Origin of the sequence: Vibrio pomeroyi (assembly GCF_024347595.1) — a bacterium.
GTDB lineage: Bacteria > Pseudomonadota > Gammaproteobacteria > Enterobacterales > Vibrionaceae > Vibrio > Vibrio pomeroyi.
This window is the reverse complement of record NZ_AP025506.1, coordinates 883,868-905,007: the sequence shown is the minus strand read 5'-3', so window position 1 is coordinate 905,007 and position 21,140 is coordinate 883,868. Positions and strand designations below refer to the sequence as shown.

At 46.5% G+C, this 21,140-nt stretch carries 21 protein-coding genes; all 21 read right to left on the bottom strand.

Features of this window, described 5'->3' with window-relative positions; translation table 11 throughout:
- Positions 1 to 128: 128 nt before the first annotated feature.
- A complete protein-coding gene (flhB, locus tag OCV12_RS04085) occupies positions 129 to 1,259 on the bottom strand; it encodes a flagellar biosynthesis protein FlhB (protein WP_017631767.1) in 1,131 nt (376 codons plus the stop codon).
- Between the two features lie 9 nt (positions 1,260 to 1,268).
- Entirely contained in the window at positions 1,269 to 2,051 is a 783-nt protein-coding gene (gene fliR, locus OCV12_RS04080; RefSeq protein ID WP_017060672.1) for a flagellar biosynthetic protein FliR, read from the bottom strand.
- A gap of 6 nt (positions 2,052 to 2,057) precedes the next feature.
- The gene (fliQ, locus tag OCV12_RS04075) at positions 2,058 to 2,327 is read right to left on the bottom strand and encodes a flagellar biosynthesis protein FliQ (protein ID WP_004739854.1); all 270 of its coding nucleotides are present in this window, start codon (positions 2,325 to 2,327) and stop codon (positions 2,058 to 2,060) included.
- A 12-nt stretch (positions 2,328 to 2,339) separates the two neighbouring features.
- Positions 2,340 to 3,269, bottom strand: a complete 930-nt coding sequence (gene fliP, locus OCV12_RS04070) for a flagellar type III secretion system pore protein FliP (protein ID WP_261885403.1) — start codon at positions 3,267 to 3,269, stop codon at positions 2,340 to 2,342.
- On the bottom strand, positions 3,256 to 3,675 hold the full coding sequence (fliO, locus tag OCV12_RS04065; RefSeq protein ID WP_261885402.1) for a flagellar biosynthetic protein FliO: 420 nt from the start codon (positions 3,673 to 3,675) through the stop codon (positions 3,256 to 3,258). The genes fliP and fliO overlap by 14 nt, the downstream gene beginning before the upstream one ends.
- Positions 3,675 to 4,085: a flagellar motor switch protein FliN gene (gene fliN / locus OCV12_RS04060; protein ID WP_004739851.1), complete on the bottom strand. Its 411-nt coding sequence runs from the start codon at positions 4,083 to 4,085 to the stop codon at positions 3,675 to 3,677. Before fliN ends, fliO begins: the two co-directional genes overlap by 1 nt.
- 29 nt (positions 4,086 to 4,114) lie before the next feature.
- Positions 4,115 to 5,158: a flagellar motor switch protein FliM gene (fliM, locus tag OCV12_RS04055; protein ID WP_017631770.1), complete on the bottom strand. Its 1,044-nt coding sequence runs from the start codon at positions 5,156 to 5,158 to the stop codon at positions 4,115 to 4,117.
- 7 nt (positions 5,159 to 5,165) lie between these two features.
- Positions 5,166 to 5,654 (bottom strand): flagellar basal body-associated protein FliL, encoded by a 489-nt coding sequence (gene fliL / locus OCV12_RS04050; protein WP_239847202.1) that lies wholly within the window; start codon positions 5,652 to 5,654, stop codon positions 5,166 to 5,168.
- 53 nt (positions 5,655 to 5,707) lie between these two features.
- Complete coding sequence (locus tag OCV12_RS04045; protein WP_261885401.1) at positions 5,708 to 7,858, bottom strand: flagellar hook-length control protein FliK; 2,151 nt, start codon at positions 7,856 to 7,858, stop codon at positions 5,708 to 5,710.
- Between the two features lie 181 nt (positions 7,859 to 8,039).
- Positions 8,040 to 8,477, bottom strand: a complete 438-nt coding sequence (gene fliJ, locus OCV12_RS04040) for a flagellar export protein FliJ (protein WP_239828448.1) — start codon at positions 8,475 to 8,477, stop codon at positions 8,040 to 8,042.
- 18 nt (positions 8,478 to 8,495) lie between these two features.
- Positions 8,496 to 9,815 carry a flagellar protein export ATPase FliI gene (gene fliI, locus OCV12_RS04035; protein ID WP_176681810.1) on the bottom strand — a complete coding sequence of 440 codons (1,320 nt, stop codon included), beginning with the start codon at positions 9,813 to 9,815 and terminating at the stop codon, positions 8,496 to 8,498.
- Complete coding sequence (fliH, locus tag OCV12_RS04030; RefSeq protein ID WP_261885400.1) at positions 9,815 to 10,615, bottom strand: flagellar assembly protein FliH; 801 nt, start codon at positions 10,613 to 10,615, stop codon at positions 9,815 to 9,817. Before fliH ends, fliI begins: the two co-directional genes overlap by 1 nt.
- A gap of 125 nt (positions 10,616 to 10,740) precedes the next feature.
- The gene (gene fliG, locus OCV12_RS04025) at positions 10,741 to 11,802 is read right to left on the bottom strand and encodes a flagellar motor switch protein FliG (protein WP_176681812.1); all 1,062 of its coding nucleotides are present in this window, start codon (positions 11,800 to 11,802) and stop codon (positions 10,741 to 10,743) included.
- Complete coding sequence (gene fliF / locus OCV12_RS04020) at positions 11,795 to 13,537, bottom strand: flagellar basal-body MS-ring/collar protein FliF (RefSeq protein WP_239847207.1); 1,743 nt, start codon at positions 13,535 to 13,537, stop codon at positions 11,795 to 11,797. Before fliF ends, fliG begins: the two co-directional genes overlap by 8 nt.
- 16 nt (positions 13,538 to 13,553) lie before the next feature.
- Positions 13,554 to 13,865: a flagellar hook-basal body complex protein FliE gene (gene fliE, locus OCV12_RS04015; protein ID WP_017060684.1), complete on the bottom strand. Its 312-nt coding sequence runs from the start codon at positions 13,863 to 13,865 to the stop codon at positions 13,554 to 13,556.
- Between the two features lie 132 nt (positions 13,866 to 13,997).
- Positions 13,998 to 15,407, bottom strand: coding sequence for a sigma-54-dependent transcriptional regulator (locus tag OCV12_RS04010; protein WP_176681814.1), 1,410 nt, complete (start codon positions 15,405 to 15,407; stop codon positions 13,998 to 14,000).
- 33 nt (positions 15,408 to 15,440) lie between these two features.
- Complete coding sequence (locus OCV12_RS04005; protein ID WP_017631777.1) at positions 15,441 to 16,481, bottom strand: sensor histidine kinase; 1,041 nt, start codon at positions 16,479 to 16,481, stop codon at positions 15,441 to 15,443.
- Positions 16,482 to 16,664: 183 nt separating this feature from the next.
- Positions 16,665 to 18,131: a sigma-54 dependent transcriptional regulator gene (locus tag OCV12_RS04000; RefSeq protein WP_017631778.1), complete on the bottom strand. Its 1,467-nt coding sequence runs from the start codon at positions 18,129 to 18,131 to the stop codon at positions 16,665 to 16,667.
- A 228-nt stretch (positions 18,132 to 18,359) separates the two neighbouring features.
- On the bottom strand, positions 18,360 to 18,770 hold the full coding sequence (gene fliS, locus OCV12_RS03995; protein ID WP_004736194.1) for a flagellar export chaperone FliS: 411 nt from the start codon (positions 18,768 to 18,770) through the stop codon (positions 18,360 to 18,362).
- 12 nt (positions 18,771 to 18,782) lie between these two features.
- A complete protein-coding gene (locus tag OCV12_RS03990) occupies positions 18,783 to 19,088 on the bottom strand; it encodes a flagellar protein FliT (RefSeq protein ID WP_132762574.1) in 306 nt (101 codons plus the stop codon).
- Positions 19,089 to 19,091: 3 nt separating this feature from the next.
- Entirely contained in the window at positions 19,092 to 21,119 is a 2,028-nt protein-coding gene (fliD, locus tag OCV12_RS03985) for a flagellar filament capping protein FliD (protein ID WP_261885399.1), read from the bottom strand.
- Positions 21,120 to 21,140 lie beyond the last annotated feature (21 nt).

The following is a 21,140-nucleotide window of genomic DNA, read 5'->3' as shown; positions in this document are numbered from 1 at the left end:
TGTTCGGAATTGATATAGCAAACACTGTACCAACATCTTACGTCAAATTATCGCCATCACCTCTTTGAAAAGAGCAATAGCTAAGCCTCTATTATCAGGGTTCATCACGCTGAGCTCAAGCAATTGATCTAATGACGTAAATCAGGTGGGATCGGCATATTAGAATCTTGCAGTTTTGGCCTTTCTCCCCCACGCTTTCGATACTGTTTCAGTTGAAAAACATAGGCGAGTACTTGAGCAACTGCTGTAAACAGACCGTCAGGAATTTGTTGTTCGAGCTCTGTTGTGTGATAAAGCGCCCTCGCCAATGGCGGTGCTGGAACAATATAGATGTCATTTTCACGGGCAATTTCACGAATCTTCATCGCCATGTGATCCACACCTTTCGCGACCACGATTGGCGCTTTATCTTGGTTCTGCTTGTAGCGCAAAGCCACCGAGAAGTGCTCTGGGTTGGTGACAATAACGTCCGCTTGAGGTACATCAGCCATCATTCGACGCTGAGCCGCTTCCCTTTGCAACATACGAATTCGACCTTTAACCTCAGGCTTACCTTCAGTGTCTTTGAATTCGTCTTTCACTTCTTGTTTTGTCATCTTCAGCTGATCCGCGTGTTGCCAGATCTGGAATGGGATATCAATAGCCACCACTATCAACAAAGAGCAACTGATCAACAGAATGAAATTAAGCAAGATATCCAAGGCATGGAAAATGTTCTGCGGATAGACATCCATGCTTAGCTGCATCAAGTCATGCTGAGAGGCTTGAATCAGATAAATCGCCATGCCCGACACGAGCGCTACTTTCAAAATAGATTTGAGCAGTTCAACCCAGCTTTGTAGGCCAAACATCCGCTTAATACCGCTGAGAGGGTTGAGCTTCGACGCTTTAGGCATTGCAGCTTGCATCGAAAAGTTAATCCCGCCGACACCTGCAGCGCCAATAACAGCCGCAACAAACAAGGTGATCAGAATTAAGAACAGCGGAAACAGCAGGTTCACCAGTGCGCCACCAGCGATTTCAAGAAGCTTATTGGTGTCAAAGATTTCGTCGCGACTTAAAGAGAACAGGCGCTGCATAGCCTCGAACAAAGCCTTCGCCATGGATTCGCCAAACCACATTAATGCAATCGCACCGACAATTAATACCGACGCTGACGCTAGCTCTTTTGACCTTGCAACCTGCCCTTTCTCTTTGGCCTGTTGCAAGCGTCTGGGCGTGGCGTCTTCTGTGCGTTCTTGACCGTCTGACTCTGCCATTTCAGTCTCCTAGCAATCTAACCGGATTAGACGACATATCTGTTGCTCGCCTTGCATCCAGAATAGCTCATAGTGACTATACAAGCCGCCAAGGATATACCAACAAAGTAACAGACCCACGAGTAGCGCAAATGCAAAACCCAAAGAAAAAATGTTTAACTGAGGTGCAGCACGCGTCATTACACCAAAAGAAAGGTTAATCGTCAGCAGTGCAATAATGCCAGATAAAGACATCGCCAATGCCGTTTTGAACATGATACCGAGCCACAATGCGAGTTCTCTAAAATCGACTGAGGTCAGAGAACCACTGCCGATAGGCAAAGTTTTAAAACTGAATACCACTAGCTGCAACATCTTCAAGTGACCGTCGGTCGCCAAGAAAAACATGGTCGCAAGCAACATGAATAGCTGGCCGAGTACTGGCGTGTTCTGACCGTTTGCCGGGTCAACCATAGAGGCGAAGCCCAAGCTCGATTGCATACCGAGTATCTGGCCGAGCATAACGAAGGTTTGAATCATGAACTGAGTGACAAAGCCCATCGCCACGCCGATCACGATTTGCTCAAAGACAGTAAGGAAACCTTGAAAAGACAACAGTTCAATCTCTTTGGGAACCGCAGGGATCGCGGGCATCACCGCGAAGGTAATCGCCAAACCTAAATACAGACGAATACGCGGCGACACAAAGCGTGCGCCGGTGACCGTCATCACCATCAGCATGGCTGAGATGCGAGTGTAGGGCCAAAAATAATTGGCTAACCACTCTAGTACAAGGCTCGTTGGGTATTCCATATCGATTTAATACAGAACTTGAGGCAAGCGTTCGATGAGTTCAAAAAAGAACTCCATCATCATCTGAGTCATCCAGTGTGCAAACAGCATCAAGGCCAATAAGGTCACGATCAAACGCGGCAGGAAACTCAATGTTTGTTCGTTGATCGAGGTCGCCGCTTGGAAGATAGCCACGACCAAACCGATCAGCAGGCTAGGAATAATAATGGCGCAAACCATAATTAATACCATCCAAAGCGCGTCTCGGAACAACTCTACGAATATTTCAGGATTCATGATTTCCCCCAGCTACAAGGCAAAACTGCCGGCGAGTGTGGAGAGTATCAAGTTCCAACCATCAACGAGAACGAACAGCATCAACTTAAACGGCAAGGATACAATCATCGGTGACAACATCATCATACCCATCGCCATCAATACCGACGCCACCACCAAGTCGATGATCAGAAACGGCAAGAACAGCATAAAGCCTATCTGGAAAGCCGTTTTCAATTCCGATGTGATAAACGCAGGGATCAGAACCGCCATTGAGACATCTTCTGGGTTGGTCACTTCCGCCCCAGAGATCTCAACAAAGGTCTCTAGATCTTTAATTCGAGTCTGTTTCAGCATGAATGATTTGATCGGGCCTTGGGCAACATCAAATGCCTGTCGCGCCGATATTTGTTCATTCAAATAGGGTTGAACCGCCTGCTCGTTAACCTGATTGATCACAGGTGACATGATGAAAAAGGTCAAGAATATCGCGATACCAATGATCACTTGGTTGGAAGGCGTTTGTTGCAAACCCATCGCCTGACGCAAGATAGACATCACCACCACGATGCGGGTGAACGAAGTCATCAATATCACCATTGCAGGCAAGAAGCCAAGCATGGTCATTAACGCTAGAATTTGCAGGTTTATCGAGTAATCTTCACCACCATTGGCATTGGTTGTCATGGTGAAAGCAGGAATACCACCCCCATTACCCGTCAAACTGCCAGTGGTCATGGTGGTCGATTTAGCTTGGTCTTGTTCCATCGTGCTGATGGTGACCGACTCTGATCCCGCGGTGTTGGCAGGGATTACAGTGCCGTCTTCAGCCTGTGCGAATACCGACACACTGAATAAAAGGGTACAGAGAAGAGTAAGCTGAACCAGTAGCACTTTCACCGCGCGGAAAGATCCGGCTTGGCAAGAGTAAGATGAGTTCAAAAGTCCGTTATTTGTTTGCATCTTTTTTCATGAGCTGGGAAAGCTGACTTGAGAATGTACTTTTTTCCAGCATCTCCTGAGTAAGAGGTTTATCAAGCTTAGAGATCAGCTGAATGGATTGTGTGGTAATGCCCACCAAGAACTGCTCATCACCCGCTTGCACGATAGCAATACGCTCTTTTGTGCCCACAGGGATTTGCCTAACAATTGCTAAACCTTGCTGATTGGACATCGCTGGCACTTGCATTCGTTTCAGTAGCCAAGCAATAAATAAGATGAAGGCTATAACGAAAATTAGCGACCCAAAAGTGGTCGCTAAATCAAGAGAAGGCGGCGTTGCAGCAAAGGCAATGGAAGGAGTAGTTAATAACCCTATTCCCAAGCCTACTTTTAACAGGCGCGCTAGTCTTTGAGACAAAAGACTCATTAACGCAGCTTCTTAATGCGTTCTGTTTGGCTAATAACGTCAGTCAAACGAATACCAAATTTGTCGTTTACCACAACCACTTCACCGTGAGCAATCAAAGTACCGTTTACCATCACATCCAGTGACTCACCGGCGATTCGATCAAGCTCTACAACCGAACCTTGGTTCAATTGAAGTAGGTTACGAATACTGATCTGAGAACGACCCACTTCCATCGAAATGGTCACTGGGATATCCATAATGGTATCCAGCTTACGACGCTCATCTTCAGAAATCGGAGACGATGAATCGGTTAGCTCATCAAGTGGTGCCGCGAGCACATCATCAACATCAATTGACGGCGCTGAAGGGTCTTCACCAAGTGCTGCAGCCCATTCGTCTGCTAGCTTTTGATCTTCACTAGGTTCCATTACCAATTCCTATACTTTTATCTATTTTGCTATTCGTCATCATCGCTATTTTCTAGCTCAGACATTAAGTCTTTACCTAGAAAGGCGAGATCAGTTTTGACCACATGTGGTCGTTGAATTTTTTCAGAAATCTGTACCGCGAGCTTTTCACCCGAACGACCCATTTTCACACGGTACGTCGGCAATTCTTCAACAAACATGGTCGCGTGTTCAGGCATATTCATTGGAATCACATCACCTGGGCGCAACTCCATTAAGTCGCGCAGCGAGATGTCTTGCTCTAGAAGGTTGACGCGGAAGTTAACAGGCACATCCATGATTTCATCACGCAGTGCTGTGCTCCAACGAACGTCGGTTTCCATTTTGTCTGATTGAACACCCGCATCCAGCAATTCACGGATCGGTTCTACCATTGAATAAGGCATCACGACGTGGAAGTCACCACCACCGCCATCTACCTCAATGTGGAACGAGCTCACGACGATCACTTCTGTTGGGCTCACAATGTTCGCCATACTTGGGTTCACTTCAGAATCCAGGTATTCAAACTCAACCCCCATCACTGGAGACCAAGCTTCTTTGTAATCTTCAAAAACAATTTTCAGCAGCAGCTGGATAATACGTCTTTCAGTCGGCGTAAATTCACGGCCTTCAATCTTGGCGTGGAAGCGACCATCACCACCAAAAAAGTTCTCTACGAGAATGAAAACAAGACGTGCTTCCATGGTGATCAGTGCCGTACCTTTTAACGGACGGAAACGCACCATGTTTAAACTGGTGGGTACATACAATGTGTTTTGGTACTCACCAAACTTCATCATCTGTACGCCGTTGATCGACACTTCAGCCGTTTTACGTAACATATTAAACAAGCTGATACGCATATGACGTGCGAAGCGCTCGTTAATAAGTTCAAGGGTCGGCATTCGACCACGGACGATTCGATCTTGAGATGAGAAGTCGAAATTGACCGCGTTGTCATTTTCGGTTTCTAAGACATCTTCAACTTCTTCAACATCATCAACGCCGTGTAACAGCGCATCAATTTCGTCTTGGCTTAATAAATCGGTCACAAATTACCTATTGAATTACGAAGTCAGTGAATAGCACTTTTTCAATCACAGGCTGGCCAACAGCTTGAGACAGACTGGCTTTAATATCTTCAGTCGCCTTATCACGCAGTTCAACTCGCCCTGTTGGGGAACGCAGTTGGTCAACTGTTGCCGAAGCGAACGTTGCTAGCAGTGTACTTTCGACAAGTGGAGAGTGGTAACGCGCGAGATCTTCATTCTTACTGCCGCGTACCATCAGCTGTGCTTTTATCTGGACTAGGCGATCTTTTTTATCACCGGTCACATTGAACAAGAAAGGCTGAGGAATATTAACATACATAACAGGCTCAGCAGCGACCACAGCAGTTGCGGGTTGAGACTGAGATTCAGAAGCACCATCATCTGAGCCTAGGAAAAAGAACAGTGCACCACCAACGCCAAGCAGTAAAACGACTACGGCAATTATGATGATTAGGAGCTTACTTTTCTTTTTAGCTGGGTCTAGTTCTGCGTTCATACTGTTCTTTAACTTCCTGTTACTTCCACTAACGAGCTGCTATAGGCCTGATATTAGGCATAATAACTAATTCCATCACGCTTTGATGCGACATTCAATTCAAGATTGCTGCCGCTATCAAGGTTTTCATCACCTTGAGCATCATTTGTGCGGTTAGAGCCGGATTGTTGCTCACCATTGTTGTATCTATCTTGCCCTTGACCTGAATTCTGTTGCTGAACAGACGAATCAGCGAGCTGCATACCTTGTTGAGCAAGCATTTCTCTTAAACGAGGTAAGGTTTGTTCTATCACATCCCTCGCTTGTTGGCTGTTCACTGTGAAATGAACGCTTGCCACATCATTGTTCATGGTCATGCGAATCTTCATTTGCCCCAACTCTGGTGGGTCGAGGCGGATGTCTAAGTTCTTAAGGTTCTTAGACATCATCATTTGTACTTTTTCCGCGACCTGCTCATTCGCGAGTTCTTTAGTCAGCTGTAAAGGTGCTTGTTGAGCCGCTTGAATCTCAGCTCGGGTTGGCGCAGAACCCGCAGTTGCAGCGCCTTGAACACCCGCAGCAGAAGCTATCTGTTGAGCAAATGTCGAATCTTTAGAGTCTTCTTTAGCACCCGCTTTCCCAAGACCAGACAGTGCCGCTGCTCCGGCTCCAGCTTTAAGTAACATGTCCGTCGAACCTGCTTTGGTCGCGGCTGGTGCTGCATTCATCGCCACCCCTTGCGCAGTTAAAGCAGGGTCTAACGCAGCTTGTTGAGGTGAAGCAAGGTTAGCTTGTTGAGCCGCAGCCTGTTGGGCCGCGTGCGCATTATTAGCGTGCAACATTGCTGCCTTGTCTGAAACAGCATTGGCGGCAGCTTGAGACGAGGCCTGTGATGTCGCTTGCTGAGCAGCGGTCGCGACAGCTGCTGTCGATGCTACTGCCGCTAAGGCCTTAGCTTCATTCGAATCTGCATTATCCCAATCAATCGCGGTTGGGTTAGCTGAGGTGCCACTCGCATTCGGGGCTTGGCTTAGTAAAGCAGTAGCTTGCTGTTGAACATTGGCTAGTTGTTGATTCAACACTTCTATATTAGAGGTAGCTTTAGCTAAGGCAGCTTGCTCATCAACCGTTAACTTAGCGCCGCTTTGTTGCTTTTGTAGCAAACCGTCCACAACAGACTGCTCTGATTCAATCTGAGCATTCAATTGGTTCAGCGCTTTAGTATGAGCATCAACCTGTTTCGCTAGCTCGAGTTCAGCTGGTGAGAGTGTTTGGCTTTGATCGGTAACAACTGCGCTAGCCGCATTTTTCTGGTTCAGCTCTCGGCTCATGCTTGCTTCGATCTGCTCAGGGGTCACGCCTTTGTCCATTAGCTGTCGGACTTCATCATCAGTCAGCTGAGAAACACCTTTACCGCCAGTAAGCACCGCAATTTCAGAGTCCACTTCAAGAGCGCTTTCTGTGTTTGCCGTATTATTTTGTTGTGTCGCCAGACCCGCAACGGAGGCACCTGCAATAGGAGCACCCGTGATATTACTTTGAACTTGGTCTATCTGAGCTTGCTGAGGCAAGCCTTTGCCGTTCGGTGTCTTATTAAGCGTTTTGTTTGCCTCGTCCAACTGACCAAGCAATTTATTGCCTTCGCTCATCGCTGCGTTGGCTTGAGAAGCATCTTTGGCTTTTAACTCTGCAGTTTGATCTTTTGAATGTTGACCAGCAGAAGCAGCTTGAAGTTGTTCACCTTGAGATTGAGTTTTCTCAGCAGAGGTGTCGTCACCCGCCATGTTCGATGAGGCTTTGTCTTTCGACTGCGAATCTAATTCAGCCGTTTGTTCAACACCTGACTTATTGGTCTTCGCATCTTCAACAGACGCCTTTTCAGCATCTACCGCTGTACCAGCTTGTTTGGCTTGAGCCTCGCTAGTCGCATCTGTGCTCTTTGATTCAGCTACATCGCCTTGCGTTTTCCCCGCCGACCCACTGTTAGCCTTTTCAGAAGACGCATCACCTTCAACCGAAGGTTGTTTGCCTTCAGATTTTGAAGCACTTTCTGCGTCTTTTACTGCAGCCTTGCTGTCACTTTCTTCAAAGCCGAGCGCTTCTTTAAACGATTCAAAAAAACCTTTTGAATCGCCGGTTTCTTCTACCTTTGAAGCGGCAGAACCGGTGTCCAACAACGATGACGTTTTGTTGGTCGCTGAATTTGAGGAAGGACTAACATTCATATATACAAGCTCTATCTACTAGCTTTGCTGCCAAAAATCGGCAACAAAAAGAAAGTCGGGCGCTTTTGATACCTTTGGCAGGCAAAAAACGCAATTTTATATAAAACGGAGCAAGAAACATGCCTATAAGTTTCGATACTACAATCTAGCGAATATCACCGATGTCATTCGTGGCTTAGGATCACATCTTCTTTCGGCTGTACAATAGCGTTGAGAACTCGTCCATCTGCTTTTGTTCTCTTTGATCTTGCAGTCTGGCTTTCTCTTTCTGCTTTTTCTCCATCAACCACTCATAAGATTTGCGTTTTTTACGCAATTCCATCCAGTAGTTCTGGCAGTTATCAACCTGATTTTTAAAGTGATGCTCTGCTTCCCTCTGTTTAGAAAGCGTTTCATCCAATTGGGTTAAGAAGCGATTCAAGTGACCATATTGACTGGCGGTTAATCCAGCCTTACCGCGGTCAACGAGTTGCTGACAGTAATCCAGTCGATACTTTTCAATCTGCGCAACCTGTTCGTAGTAACCTTGTAGCTCTGCATTGGCTTTATTCAGCGCTAAAACAGCTTGGTTTTCTTGATCTTTGGCTTGATCGAGAAGAAACTCTAATGCGTTATCCATGACTAACCTTATTCATTGTTAGCCACCCAGCACATGCTTCAACATGTTGACGCACATGTCGTAAGGAACCGTTTCTTTCATCTTCTGCTGTAAATACTCGTCCAGTTTCGGCTTCAAGGTGAAGGCGCTATCAATCGCAGGGTCAGTACCCGGTTTGTAAGCACCAATCGATACCAAGTCTTGGTTTTTGCGACAAATAGAAAGCACTTGCCTTACCGCTTTCGACATCAAGACATGTTCTTCGGTGGTGATTTGAGGCATCACACGGCTGACGGATTTTTCAACATCAATCGCAGGGTAATGACCCGCATCCGCCATCTCACGTGACAAGACAACGTGACCATCAAGAATCGCTCGTGAAGCATCGGCAATCGGATCTTGTAAGTCATCGCCTTCGGTTAACACGGTAAAGAAAGCGGTGATAGAGCCTTGTTCATCGTTGCCGTTACCTGCACGTTCTACCAGTGCTGGAAGCTTGGCAAAAACAGAAGGCGGATAACCTTTGGTTGCTGGTGGCTCACCAACAGACAGGGCAATTTCACGCTGAGCCTGTGCAAAACGAGTCAGTGAATCCATCAATAGCAGAACATCTAAACCTTGGTCACGGAAGTATTCCGCTACCGTCAGTGCCGTTTGACAGCCTTTCAATCGCATCAATGGCGATGAGTCTGCAGGAGCCGCAACGACCACCGACCGTTTACGACCGTCTTCACCGAGAATCTCTTCGATAAATTCTTTTACTTCACGTCCACGTTCACCGATTAGACCAACTACAACCACTTGTGCGGTTGTGCCTCGTGTCATCATGCCTAGTGTTACGGATTTACCGACACCAGAACCCGCAAATAGACCAATACGTTGCCCTTTACCTACGGTCAGCAAGCCGTTAATCGCCTTTAAGCCAACATCAAGCGGCTCGGAGATTGGTTTACGTGCTAGAGGGTTAATAGGCTCTGCATTAAATGAAGCGCGTTGCTCGGTATAGATAGGGCCAAGTCCATCCAGAGGATTACCGACACCGTCGATGACACGACCAAGCAGTTCCATCCCGACAGGAATGCCACTTTCAGAGGTCATTGGTGTAACTCGAGCACCGGGTAAGATCCCTGTGATTTGTTCGCTTGGCATTAAAAATAGGTTATCGCCAGAGAAGCCAACCACTTCGGCTTCCATCTGACCAGACATGGTCTCAACCAAGCACAAGCTACCAATCGGCGCTTTACAGCCTGTTGCCTCAAGGGTTAAGCCGACAACACGCACCAATTTACCGGAGGCAACGGGTCGTGACTTTAGCCCTTCGATTTTGTATTGGCTGAGACGATTTGCTAACTCAAGCATTACACATGGCCTTGATGACGATTAGCGCCGCAGAAGCTTTGAATCACGTTCTTCACGCGCTCTTCCATTCGATAGTTGACGCTCGATTCCCCCGCTTCGATTTGGACATCGCCACGGTTGAGTGCAGGCTCGGCAACTAACGTCCAATTACGGCAATCCAATTCGGTTTCACCATACGCAGAGCGAATAATTGCAACGTCTTCAGGGTTAAGCTTCAAGGTGATAGCGTGACCAGAGATTGGTAGTGACTCGACCGACTCTTTCACTGTATCTAAGATGATTTGTGGGTTGGTTTGAACTTCAACGTGAACCACTTCTTTAACCATGGTTAACACCATGTCGACCAGTTGCTTCTCAACTTGAGCATTCATTAGCTCCAAAGGTTGAGCAAACTGGTTCGCGAGACCCATAAAGATGGCGACTTGCTGCTGGATATACTCTTGACCAGCAGTCACGCCCTCAAGCTTACCGGCTTCATTGCCTTCGGCATGGCCAGCGACAAAACCTTCTTCTTTGCCCTTTTCGTAGCCTTGCTTGAAGCCCGCTTCTTGACCTTGATGAAGACCTTCTTGATAAGCGCCCTGCTTAATCAGTTCGATTTGCTCTTCAGTCAGAACAAGCTCTTCATCTTCAATGGCTTCTTCTACCGTAGGCATCCAACCCGGATCGTAGTTAAACGCCGTTTCTTTGGCTTGTTTACTCACATCAGAGGTGTAGTCAGGCAGCCCCCATTTCTGAGGTTGGGCAACCGTATTATCTTCTTCAGGGCGAAGGAAGCCGCGTTTTCTATCACCTGACATATCAGTACCTATTTATGAGTGAGTCAAACTGCATTGTAAATTCAAGCAGTTAAACTTAATTAATCTGTGGTTCGAGATTGGATAAAGAAAAGCCCCAACGGTGTGGGGCTTTTGAGGTTTCTATATTAAAGGAACTCGTCGGCGCCACCAGACAGCATAATCTCGCCACTGTCGGCCATCTTCCTCGCAATGCCCAAAATCTCTTTCTGAGCCGCTTCTACATCAGAGACTTTCACTGGCGGCATCGCCTCAATATCGTCTCTCATCATATCGGCAGCACGTTTAGACATGTTCTTGAAGATTTTCTCACGCAGACCTTCATCAGCACCTTTAAGCGCCTTCTGTAGAATGTCTTGCGGAACATCACGCAGCAGTCGTTGAACACCTTGGTCATCAACTTCAATAAGGTTTTCAAAGACAAACATAAGATCTTGAATCTGAGTTGCCATGTCTTCGTCTTGATCACGGATTTGATCCATCAAGACACCTTCGACGTTGTTGTCCATGTAGTTCATGATCTCAGCCGCAGCTTTCAGGCCACCAATTTTGGCTGCTTGAGCACCAGCTTGACCCGCGAACTGTTTCTCCATGATTTCATTCAGTTCAGCAAGTGCTGAAGGTTGAACTTCTTCAAGGTTAGCAATACGCATCATCAGATCCAGACGAACACGCTCTGGGAACTGAGACAGTATCTCTGCCGACTGATCAGCATCGAGGTACGACAATACAATCGTTTGAATCTGCGGGTGCTCGTTGATGATGATGCTCGCCACCTGACGAGGATCCATCCACTTAAGAGAATCCAAACCTTTAGAGCCGGTTCCCAGAAGGATTTGGTCAACAAGGTTATTCGCCTTGTCTTCACCCAGAGCAGCCACCAGCGCATTACGCATGAAGTCTTCGCTGCCCATACCAATGTTGGTGTACTTCTGAATATCATCCAAGAAAGCACGGTGCACTGCGCCTACCTTCTCTTGTGATAAATCCGTTGCACGAGCCATCGCACTACCCACACGTTGAACCTGTTTAGGTTCTAGGTGACGAATAATACCCGCCGCATCTTCTTCGTTTAAACTTAACAACAAGATCGCTGCGCGCTCATCGCCTGAGATTGAGGCGATATCCACACTCGCGACATCAAGCACATCACCGCCTTCAGCTTGTTGTGGAACAATTTCGTTAGCCATCTGTCATCCAATTCTTAACTACTTGAGCTGCTAGCTCTGGTTCATTCGCTACAAGTGCACGTACTGCTTTGAGCACGTCCTCGTCTTTGTGCAGGTTAGGTAAGTCGATGCTTGAACCAAATTCAAACAGCTCACCACCTTCAATATCACCGCCAATTAGGCTGGTTTCGCCGTCGGCACCAATTGGCATACCATCAGGGCCGTACATTTGATCATCGTTGTCAGCTGCTGGGTTAAGCAGTTTCTTCATTGCAGGGCGAACAAGGACTAATACCACCACAATAATAACCAACGCACTCGCAAACCAGCGAACCCAATCATTAAAGTTTGGATGTTCCCAAATCGGCACATCAGCGACAACATCGGTGACTTGAGGTGCGAACTGCATGCTTAATACGTTGAGTAAATCACCACGAGTTTCGTCAAAGCCCACCGTACCAATCAGCACTTGGCGAATGGCATTGATTTCGCTCGCTGGAATTGGCGTGTGAACCACTTCACCTGTATCTGGGTTCAATGATTGACGGTCTTTAATCGCGACAGAAACTGTTTGACGGTTCACCGTACCAGTCTGTTTACGCTCGTGACTGATGGTTGTGTCTAGCTCGAAGTTTCGGGTCGCTTCTTTATGAACCGAACCTTGACCTGTCAGAGCACCGTCTTTCATCTGAGCAACGTCTTGCGGGATTGAAGCATCAGCAGGGGGCTGATTACTCAACGCACCCGGAATGCCAGCCACAGTATTGCCGTTGTTATAATCTTCTAATGTGTATTCGCTTCGTGTTGCTGGCGTGTTCGGATCAAAACGCTTTCTCGTTTGCTCCACAGCACTGAAATCGAGCTGAATATCAACCTGAGCGGTATAGTTACCAAACCCAAGAATAGGAATCAGTATAGAGTCAATTTTCTCACGCAGCGCTTGCTCTTGGTTACGCTCTAATTCGTGTTCTTTACGGCGCGCCGCTGACATTGGGTCCTGAGAACCTGAACTCAGAAGTCGGCCGTGTTGATCGGTTACGGTAATGCGTGAAGTTTTCATCCCCGGAACGGCACTCGCCACCATATCCACAACAGAATCGACTTCTTGCTGCTTGAGGTTAGTACCTGTTTTTAGAGTTAAGAATACTGAGGCAGAGGCTTCTTGGTTATGACGCACAAACACGCTTTGCTTCGGCAAGGCTAATAAAACCTGCGCTTTACGCACTTGTTTCATCTGCTCAATGGCTTTTGCAAGCTGTCTTTCTCGGCTTAACTTAAGGCGCTCTTGCTCTAAACGCTGTGATACACCGAAGCCCATGTCTTGCATGAGGATGTCATCACCCGCGTTTCGTTCTTGATTCAAACCAGCTCGTACCATATTCAGCTTCAACGAGTTGTACTCACTAGCAGGAACAGAGATGGTATTGCCTTCAAGAGAGTACTCGATCTTTTGCAGATCTAAGTAATCAAGAACGGGAATCAACTCTTCTGTTTCGTAGGCCCCTAATGGACGCATTTCTGGCTCTTTAACCCAGAAAAACAGCATCACAATCAGCGCTACACAGATAGAGATGGAAAGGACTAGGACCACCTGACGAAGTAAATCGAGGTCACCTACTGCCATATCGAACTTCGATGAACTGCGTTCACCTAGATCGGGATTTTGCCCTTCGCCATCTAGCTCAGAACCTGCAATAAGTGCGTGGTCGTTGCTATCGCTCACGGTTAAATCTGTTGTTTGACTATTATCTGCCACTATTTAACTACCTAACTTATACCGGCATGTTCATCAGCTCTTTATACGATTCGACCAATTTATTTCTAATTTGGATCGTCGCCTCAAAAGCCACACTAGATTTATTACGAGCAATCATCACGTCTGATAGAGACACGCTTTGGTCACCACTATCAAAACGAGCTTGAAGATCACCTGAGGTCTTCTGTAATGAGTTCACATTATTGATGGCATTAGTCAGCATGTTGCCAAAATCTGCACCGACCGCTTGCCCCGTTGCTGCGGGACGCGCGCTGGCAGCTTCGACCATCATTGCCTGCATTTCGCCTTGTAAACCATCTATTCTCATCTACTACCTCAGGAGTCAAAATTATGACTATCTATTTAGCTGTATTATTGACAGAGCAATTAGCGTGCCACACATTAAATTGACTAGATATCGTATTACACTAGTCAGAAAGCTGACACTACTAATCTATCCTCAGTTTGGGATATCTATTCCAGCATCGCGCATTTTCGCTAACTTATAACGCAAAGTACGAGGACTAATACCCAGCTTTTCCGCCATATCTTTGCGTCGGCCATTGCACGCGATCAGAGTTTCAAGAATGATCGCATACTCTTGATCTCTAAGCTCATTACCAAGCCCTTCGCTGCTAGCCGCCACTTTACTGATTGGATTTGCTTCAGCAATCGGCTTAATGTCTGGCGCTGCAACGTCATTACCTTCAACGATTTGTTGTAGGCTGCTTGCATCTTGCCAATCGACACCTTCAAGCAGAATGTGCTCACCAGAGATATTCTCTTGCTCGCTTAAGATTAACGCACGCTGTACCACATTATCTAATTCACGAACATTGCCCGGCCACGGATAATTGACGAGTTTGCTGATCGCTTGCGCTGACATCACTGGCACTGGCATGCCAAGTTTGGTGCAGTGGCGCTCAACTAAGTGCTTGGCTAAAGGCTCAATATCGCCTTTACGCTCACACAGTGGTGGCCAAGAAATTGGGAATACATTCAGTCGGTAATACAAGTCTTCACGGAAATTCCCTTCAGAAACATACTGTTTGAGATCTCGGTTACTGGTCGCTAACACACGAACATCTAACTTGATGCTCTTACGACTGCCTAAACGCTCAACCTCGCGCTCTTGTAAGACACGCAGTAGTTTGGCTTGAAGGCTAAGATCCATTTCACTGATCTCATCCAACAAAATAGTGCCGCCTTGCGCTTGTTCGAACTTACCCGGACAAGCTTGAATAGCGCCAGTAAATGCGCCTTTCTCGTAACCAAACAGGGTCGCTTCCAACATATTGTCTGGGATTGCTGCACAGTTGATCGCGACAAACGGACCATCTTTACGACTAGATGCGTTGTGAATATAACGAGACATCACCTCTTTACCTGAACCACTAGGTCCAAGCACCATGACATTGGCATCTGTCTTCGCGACTTTATCAGCCAACATCATTAGCTTAATGCTTTTCTCATCGGCAACGATGGCATCACCATTGTCGTCCGATTTTACGGGAGCGTAGCGGCTCACCATGTTTAACAATACTTCAGGCGCAAATGGCTTCGCCATGTAATCGATCGCGCCCTCTTTCATTGCTGCAACAGCGTCTTCAATGTTGGCGTAAGCAGTCATCAATAACACTGGTAAGTTTGGCCAATGCTGCTTGATGTTTCTCAGTAGCGCCAAACCACCCATGCCTGCCATTTGAACGTCAGACACAACAATATCAACGGAGTTGGATTTTAATTTGACCAGAGCATCTTCCGCGCTATCTGCTTCCAGCCATTCATAGCCAGCCAGCGCGAGAGTGTCGACAAGGGCTTCGCGTAGGCCTTCATCATCTTCGACGATTAACACTTTGCTTTGAGCCATAGGATTCTCCAGTGTAAATTCAATTAAAACTTATTAGTCTTCAGTAGAAGCGCTTCTTTCTAGCGGCAAGCACATAGTAAAACATGCGCCATCACCTTCTTCTGAGATCAATTCCAGTCGGCCTTCATGTGCTCGACATACCATTTGTACAACGGCTAAGCCTAAACCTGTACCTTGAGAACGAGTGGTAAAGAATGGTTCCATAATTTTACCTTGAAGCTCTTTCGGTACGCCGGGACCACTGTCTTGTACTGATATTTTAAGCTCGCCGTTTACTGGTCTAAAAAACACATCAATCTGCGATTCCTTGCCAGCAATTTGAACTGCATTCAAAACCAGATTACTTAACGCTGATGCGATGGCGTTGGCGTTGCCAAACATTTGAGTCTCTTCGCCTTCAACTTCTTGGCAGTAATCAATCTGGTTGGATTTCAGTGCCGCTTCCACCATAGGGTGAAATTCGGTAATCAATTCAGCGACAGTAAATGGCTTAACGACCTTGTTGTCGCCGCCTTTGGCAAACAACAGCATGTCGTTCACTTGCTTCTCTAAGTCATGCAATCTATCCATAAGCTTAGATTGAAAACGTGTCTTTGTTGCCGGTGGCAGATTTGGCGCGGCAAGGTTGGATGCATACAACATCGCACTAGAAAGCGGCGTACGAACCTGATGGGCAAGCGAGGCCACCATTCTGCCTAATGACGACAAGCGCTGAAGATCACTCACGCGAGACTGTAAAAGACGAGTTTCTGTCAGGTCGGTAATCAAGATAAGTTGACCCGTAGTAGAAGCTGAAATCGCCAAACGTACTTTTCGTCCGTTCTTCAATGAGATCTCGTGACCATCATCGTCTTTAGGGTCGAAGGCACTTTGAATGACCGAAAACCACTTCTCGCCTACGAGCTCTACCCCAAGAATGCGGTGCGCTTCAGGGTTGGCTTCTCTCACTTCGCCATGTGTATCTAACAAGATGACCCCTGCTGGCATCACATCGAGCACTTGCTTATAGCGCTCAACCTGCTGTTCAACAGAATCTAGATGTGATTGATTTTCTGGTTCGTTAGATACGTGCATGTCAAAAATTTGCCTCAAATACTAAAACAGCCTGACACGTAAAACACGAATCAGGCTATTTGCTATATTTATCACATAGTTAAGCAAGCAACAACTCGACTATGGTTTATCAGTTCACTTAGCTAGCGTTACGAAATAGCTAAAATGTGCGTGCTAGTTTTCACTTTCGTATAAAACTGGACACTAACGCTGCAAGTTATATTTACGCATTTTTTCAACCAAAGTGGTTCTGCGCATTCCAAGCATGTCAGCCGCACGAGCAACAATACCGCCCTGCGCTTCCAAGGCTTGGTTGATCATATTCACTTCCATATCCGCGAGCAGCTCTTTCAGGTTTACCCCTTCTGGTGGTAGCTCTTGAGGTGCGTTTGCGTTGTCAGCGATATCATCTTGCTGATCAAAGCTGAAATCTTCTGAGAACAAGTCAGCCAGTGCATCACGCTCTTGTTCTTCTTCAGACACAAAGCTATTAAACTCCGGCTGGAACTCAGGAATATCGCTGTATCGATACTTAGTTGGCAGATGGTTTACATCAACCAAGCTATTTGGATAAAGGATAACCATGCGCTCAACTAGGTTCGCTAATTCACGAACGTTGCCCGGCCAGTAGTGCTCCATCAAAGAGTTAATCGCGCGAGGTGTAAAGCAAATAGGCATGCTGCCTTCTGCTTCCATTCGTGTCATTAGCTCTTGGAGCAACAGTGGAATGTCTTCTTTGCGATCTTGCAGCGCTGGCATCTCAATCGGGAATACATTCAAGCGGTAGTAAAGATCTTCACGGAACGAGTCATCATCGATCATGTCTTCAAGGTTGCGGTGTGTTGCCGCAATCACGCGAACATCAGCTTGAATCGTGCTGTTGCCACCTACACGCTCAAAACATCGTTCTTGTAAGACGCGTAGCAGCTTAACCTGCATCGCCATTGGCATATCGCCAATCTCGTCAAGAAACAGTGTGCCACCTTCAGCCAATTCAAAGCGGCCTTTACGTGCAGTAATCGCACCAGTAAATGCGCCCTTCTCATGGCCGAACAGTTCGCTTTCCAATAAATCTGGCGGAATTGCGCCACAGTTCACTGGCACGAAAGGCCCAGAACGACGCTTAGAATGATAATGAATATTACGTGCTACGACTTCTTTGCCCGTGCCTGATTCACCAAGAATCAGTACATTCGCTTCTGTCGAAGATACTTGTTCAATTAAGTGACGTACTTCTTGAATGCCAGCACTTTGACCGACTAAGCTACGAAACAGTGTGTTCTTACGTGCCGAAGAGACAACTTGAACACCCTTACGGCCTAAGAAGTCTTTACAGTGTCTTAATGCATCACTTAATTGCGGGTAGTTAAGAGGAAGTTCGAGTTCACCAACAAAGTTAGTGAGCTCATCAACCGGGTGATTATTTTTGCCAATCACTAATAGTGGGATGTGATTGGCGTGAACAAGCTTTTCATTCAGTAATGCGTTGAAGCCTTTACCTTTAATTGAGCCAATGATGCAACCGGCCCACTGTTGTGACCAGTCAACCTTGCGCGCTTGTTCAGAGCTGATTACTTCGCAGCTCTCTCCTACAAACTCTAATATTGTGCTTAAATTGTGACGATCTTGAGCGTTATCGTCGACGACAAGCAGTTTTGCCAAACCTTGCATAAGTAGGAATTATTGCCTTTATTTTGGTGCGATGCGGAAAAACGGTGAGCGACGTAATCTATAAAACAGAGATATGTATCAATGATTATGTTTTACGTGGACAAATTTAGGAAATCAGCAACGAAAAAAGCCATTAGGCTATCTAATGGCTTCTATTTTATTTGATTAAAAAAATAAGGCAACCAACCAATTAAGGGATATGAGATTGGTTAAAACTGCAATTTTTCTTTAAATACCTACGTCAGCAGACGTCAAGTTGTGATATTCATTCGGAATTTGGTCCCAAGCGCTCTTAATTTCGCGGATAATATCGATAACATCATCAATAGGCTGTGGGTCATTTTTGTGATTTGCCGCAGAAATTTGCGTGATCATGAACTCATAAAGTTGATCTAGGTTTTTCGCAATGTCGCCGCCATCGTCCATAGACAGGCAACTACGTAAGCTAATAATGATATCTAGAGCCTTACCAAGTCGCTCACCTTTCACTGGAATGTTGCCAGCTTGCATTGCCGCTTTGCCTTGAATCAGACGCTCGATAGCACCTGCCATTAGCATTTGTACAATTTTATGCGGTGAGGCAGCTGTTAGCTGACTATCCACTGATACCTTTTTATATGCCTGTAAAGAACCGCGCATAGTAAACCTCTTCTATAAAAACTTTTTGTATTGTTGAACTGATTTAGCGCCGTGACGGTATTTGTGTAGGGTCTTACCTACTCGACTCGTCTCAGACTGCATCAATTCGACCAATTTTCTGGTTCTGGTAATGGCTTCAAACCACTCAGAACTTTGCTTAACGTCGGGGTGTGAGTCGATTAATTGAAGCACGTTTTGCAATAACTGTTCTCTGTTATCGACAAGCTGCGTTATTTCTTCAGCATTAATTTCACTAAATTCGAGCTTAGAGATAATTAGTTGATCTAGTTCACAAAGCTCTTGAAGCTGGCTATTCATCGATTAGCCCAACGCATTCATCATACTGCCCAGCTGAGATTGCATCTTACTGGTCGCGTCTTGCATCGCGGTGAACTTAGAGTGGGTACGGCTCTCTAAGCTATCCATGCGGCGATCGAGCGCGCTTTGGTCATCCGCGAGGCGGTAGTTTTGCTCGACTAAGCTCTTTTCTCTTGTACGAATCGAGCCTGTGATACCTGTGATACCTTGAATCGCGTCTTCGACTTTTTTAGCAAAACCGTTGTTGCCGCCAAAGAACTCTCCCAGCTTATCGAAGTTGTTATTCAGTTGGCGGTCGAGCATGTCGTAGTTGATCTCTAACGAACCTTGTCTTGTGGTCGTGATACCAAACTCAGTCAAAGATTTTAGGTTATCAGGCGCGCCTTCAATGCTTGATGAGAACACACCTTTTAATCGTGAGTCAGCGTTACGCACAGTACTGTCGCCAGACAGCGGTCCTTTTTGGCCAGTCGTTGGGTCAACGCCCGCCAAGTTTTTAGACACTTGGTAAAACTGATTGTAAGAATTAACGAAAGCTTCAATGTCTTGGCGAACACTATTACGGTCGTACTCCACACCAATCTCTGCCGGCGGCTTATCTTTGGGTGTTTTTCCTTTTACCGTAATATCGATGCCTTCTACCGCATCTTCAATCACATTATTGTTACTTGAGAGCTGAGCTACGCCATCCAAGACAACCATTGAGTCTTGTCCCGCTTGAACTTCCGTCATACCACTGTAGGTATCGAAAGACTCTTGAGCCTGAGCAAGATCAGCTTGTGCTTTATCGACCTTCTCTAATTGCTCACGTTCTTCCGGATCGAGTTTGGCACGCTCAATCTTTTTGGCTTGTTCAGCGGTCAATTCGCCTTTTTGAACTTTCTCTGCCAGCTCTGCTTTTTCTTGTGAGATCTTTTCTTCGATACGCGCTTGTTCCGCCTCAAGCTTTTGCTGGGCTTCTTTTGGCGTCACGTAGGAATCTGTCAACGTACCTGAGGCAGCATTTGACCACCCCGGAACATCGGGTGCTTTCTCTATCGCTTTTTCATCAAGCTCTAGTTCTGGTGTGTAGTAAGAATCAAGAAGCGTACCAGAGGCAGTTTCCGTCCAACCTGGAATATTGTCTTCAGGCATGACAGATTTTGCCGCTTTAGCTGCATCAAGGGCAGCTTGGCCGTCGGCAGCGGCTTGTTCGCCGTAGCTAAGACTTTGAGAGTCTTCGTCAGCAACGGAGGTAGAATCGGTTTGGGATGCAGGGATAACATTGCCGCCTTCATCGAGTGCTTCACTCGCATTTGGGTCATCGTTCGAAATCGCGTCATCAACAAGTTGTGCGGCTTTTCCTGCGGGTGTCAGAGCAAGGACGTCTTGAGCGGCAAGGCGCGCTTTCTCTAGCGCTTTAACACGCTCTTCCAAAGTTTTGTATTCGAGTTTTTTGAGAGGATTGGCAGCATCAGAATCGACGTTGATACTGATCTGCTGATCGGAACCGGACTGGTTCGAGGCAACAATAAGTCGCGGACCTTCAACATCATTGATAACCGATGCGCGAACGCCTGGGTTACTATCTGCACCGTTTATGCTTCGAACGATATCGATCAGTTTCGATCTATCGCCAACTTGCACATCAAAGCTGTCATCACCAAGCGAAACCTGCAGCTTACCTGGGCCAAATTTCATGTCTTCTGATAGCACATCAGAAGCCACTTTATGGCTTTGGGCAAGCTGCAACACATCGATGGCATATTTGCCAGCGATCGCTTCGGTAGTCGCGGTTGCAGAGACAAGCGCTTCATCGGTACTTTCCACTGTTCGCACAGCAAAAGCTTTTTCCTGACGAAAGTTTGTCATCAGGTTTTTCATCGAATCAAGGGATTCTCTGAGTCTTCCATAGGCGCTAATGCTGGTATCGATTCGCGTTCGTTCATTGTCGATTCGTTGCTGTTTAGGTACACGCTCCGAATCAACAATTTTGCTGACCATGGAATTGATATCCATGCCAGACGAAATCCCCATTGGGCCAAAACTCATTAAACCACCTCAATAATACGA

Excerpts from the sequence above, each read along its gene's own strand:
- OCV12_RS04010 (WP_176681814.1), bottom strand. The coding sequence starts at position 15,407 with ATGGCTCAAAGCAAAGTGTTAATCGTCGAAGATGATGAAGGCCTACGC.
- OCV12_RS04045 (WP_261885401.1), bottom strand. The coding sequence starts at position 7,858 with ATGAATGTTAGTCCTTCCTCAAATTCAGCGACCAACAAAACGTCATCG.
- fliG (WP_176681812.1), bottom strand. The coding sequence starts at position 11,802 with ATGGCTAACGAAATTGTTCCACAACAAGCTGAAGGCGGTGATGTGCTT.
- OCV12_RS04000 (WP_017631778.1), bottom strand. The coding sequence starts at position 18,131 with ATGCAAGGTTTGGCAAAACTGCTTGTCGTCGACGATAACGCTCAAGAT.
- OCV12_RS03990 (WP_132762574.1), bottom strand. The coding sequence starts at position 19,088 with ATGAATAGCCAGCTTCAAGAGCTTTGTGAACTAGATCAACTAATTATC.
- OCV12_RS04005 (WP_017631777.1), bottom strand. The coding sequence starts at position 16,481 with ATGCACGTATCTAACGAACCAGAAAATCAATCACATCTAGATTCTGTT.
- fliH (WP_261885400.1), bottom strand. The coding sequence starts at position 10,615 with ATGTCAGGTGATAGAAAACGCGGCTTCCTTCGCCCTGAAGAAGATAAT.
- fliL (WP_239847202.1), bottom strand. The coding sequence starts at position 5,654 with ATGAACGCAGAACTAGACCCAGCTAAAAAGAAAAGTAAGCTCCTAATC.
- fliS (WP_004736194.1), bottom strand. The coding sequence starts at position 18,770 with ATGCGCGGTTCTTTACAGGCATATAAAAAGGTATCAGTGGATAGTCAG.
- fliO (WP_261885402.1), bottom strand. The coding sequence starts at position 3,675 with ATGAGTCTTTTGTCTCAAAGACTAGCGCGCCTGTTAAAAGTAGGCTTG.
- fliD (WP_261885399.1), bottom strand. The coding sequence starts at position 21,119 with ATGAGTTTTGGCCCAATGGGGATTTCGTCTGGCATGGATATCAATTCC.
- fliJ (WP_239828448.1), bottom strand. The coding sequence starts at position 8,477 with ATGGATAACGCATTAGAGTTTCTTCTCGATCAAGCCAAAGATCAAGAA.
- flhB (WP_017631767.1), bottom strand. The coding sequence starts at position 1,259 with ATGGCAGAGTCAGACGGTCAAGAACGCACAGAAGACGCCACGCCCAGA.
- fliE (WP_017060684.1), bottom strand. The coding sequence starts at position 13,865 with ATGAGAATAGATGGTTTACAAGGCGAAATGCAGGCAATGATGGTCGAA.
- fliI (WP_176681810.1), bottom strand. The coding sequence starts at position 9,815 with ATGCTTGAGTTAGCAAATCGTCTCAGCCAATACAAAATCGAAGGGCTA.
- fliR (WP_017060672.1), bottom strand. The coding sequence starts at position 2,051 with ATGGAATACCCAACGAGCCTTGTACTAGAGTGGTTAGCCAATTATTTT.
- fliN (WP_004739851.1), bottom strand. The coding sequence starts at position 4,085 with ATGGAACCTAGTGAAGATCAAAAGCTAGCAGACGAATGGGCTGCAGCA.
- fliP (WP_261885403.1), bottom strand. The coding sequence starts at position 3,269 with ATGCAAACAAATAACGGACTTTTGAACTCATCTTACTCTTGCCAAGCC.
- fliQ (WP_004739854.1), bottom strand. The coding sequence starts at position 2,327 with ATGAATCCTGAAATATTCGTAGAGTTGTTCCGAGACGCGCTTTGGATG.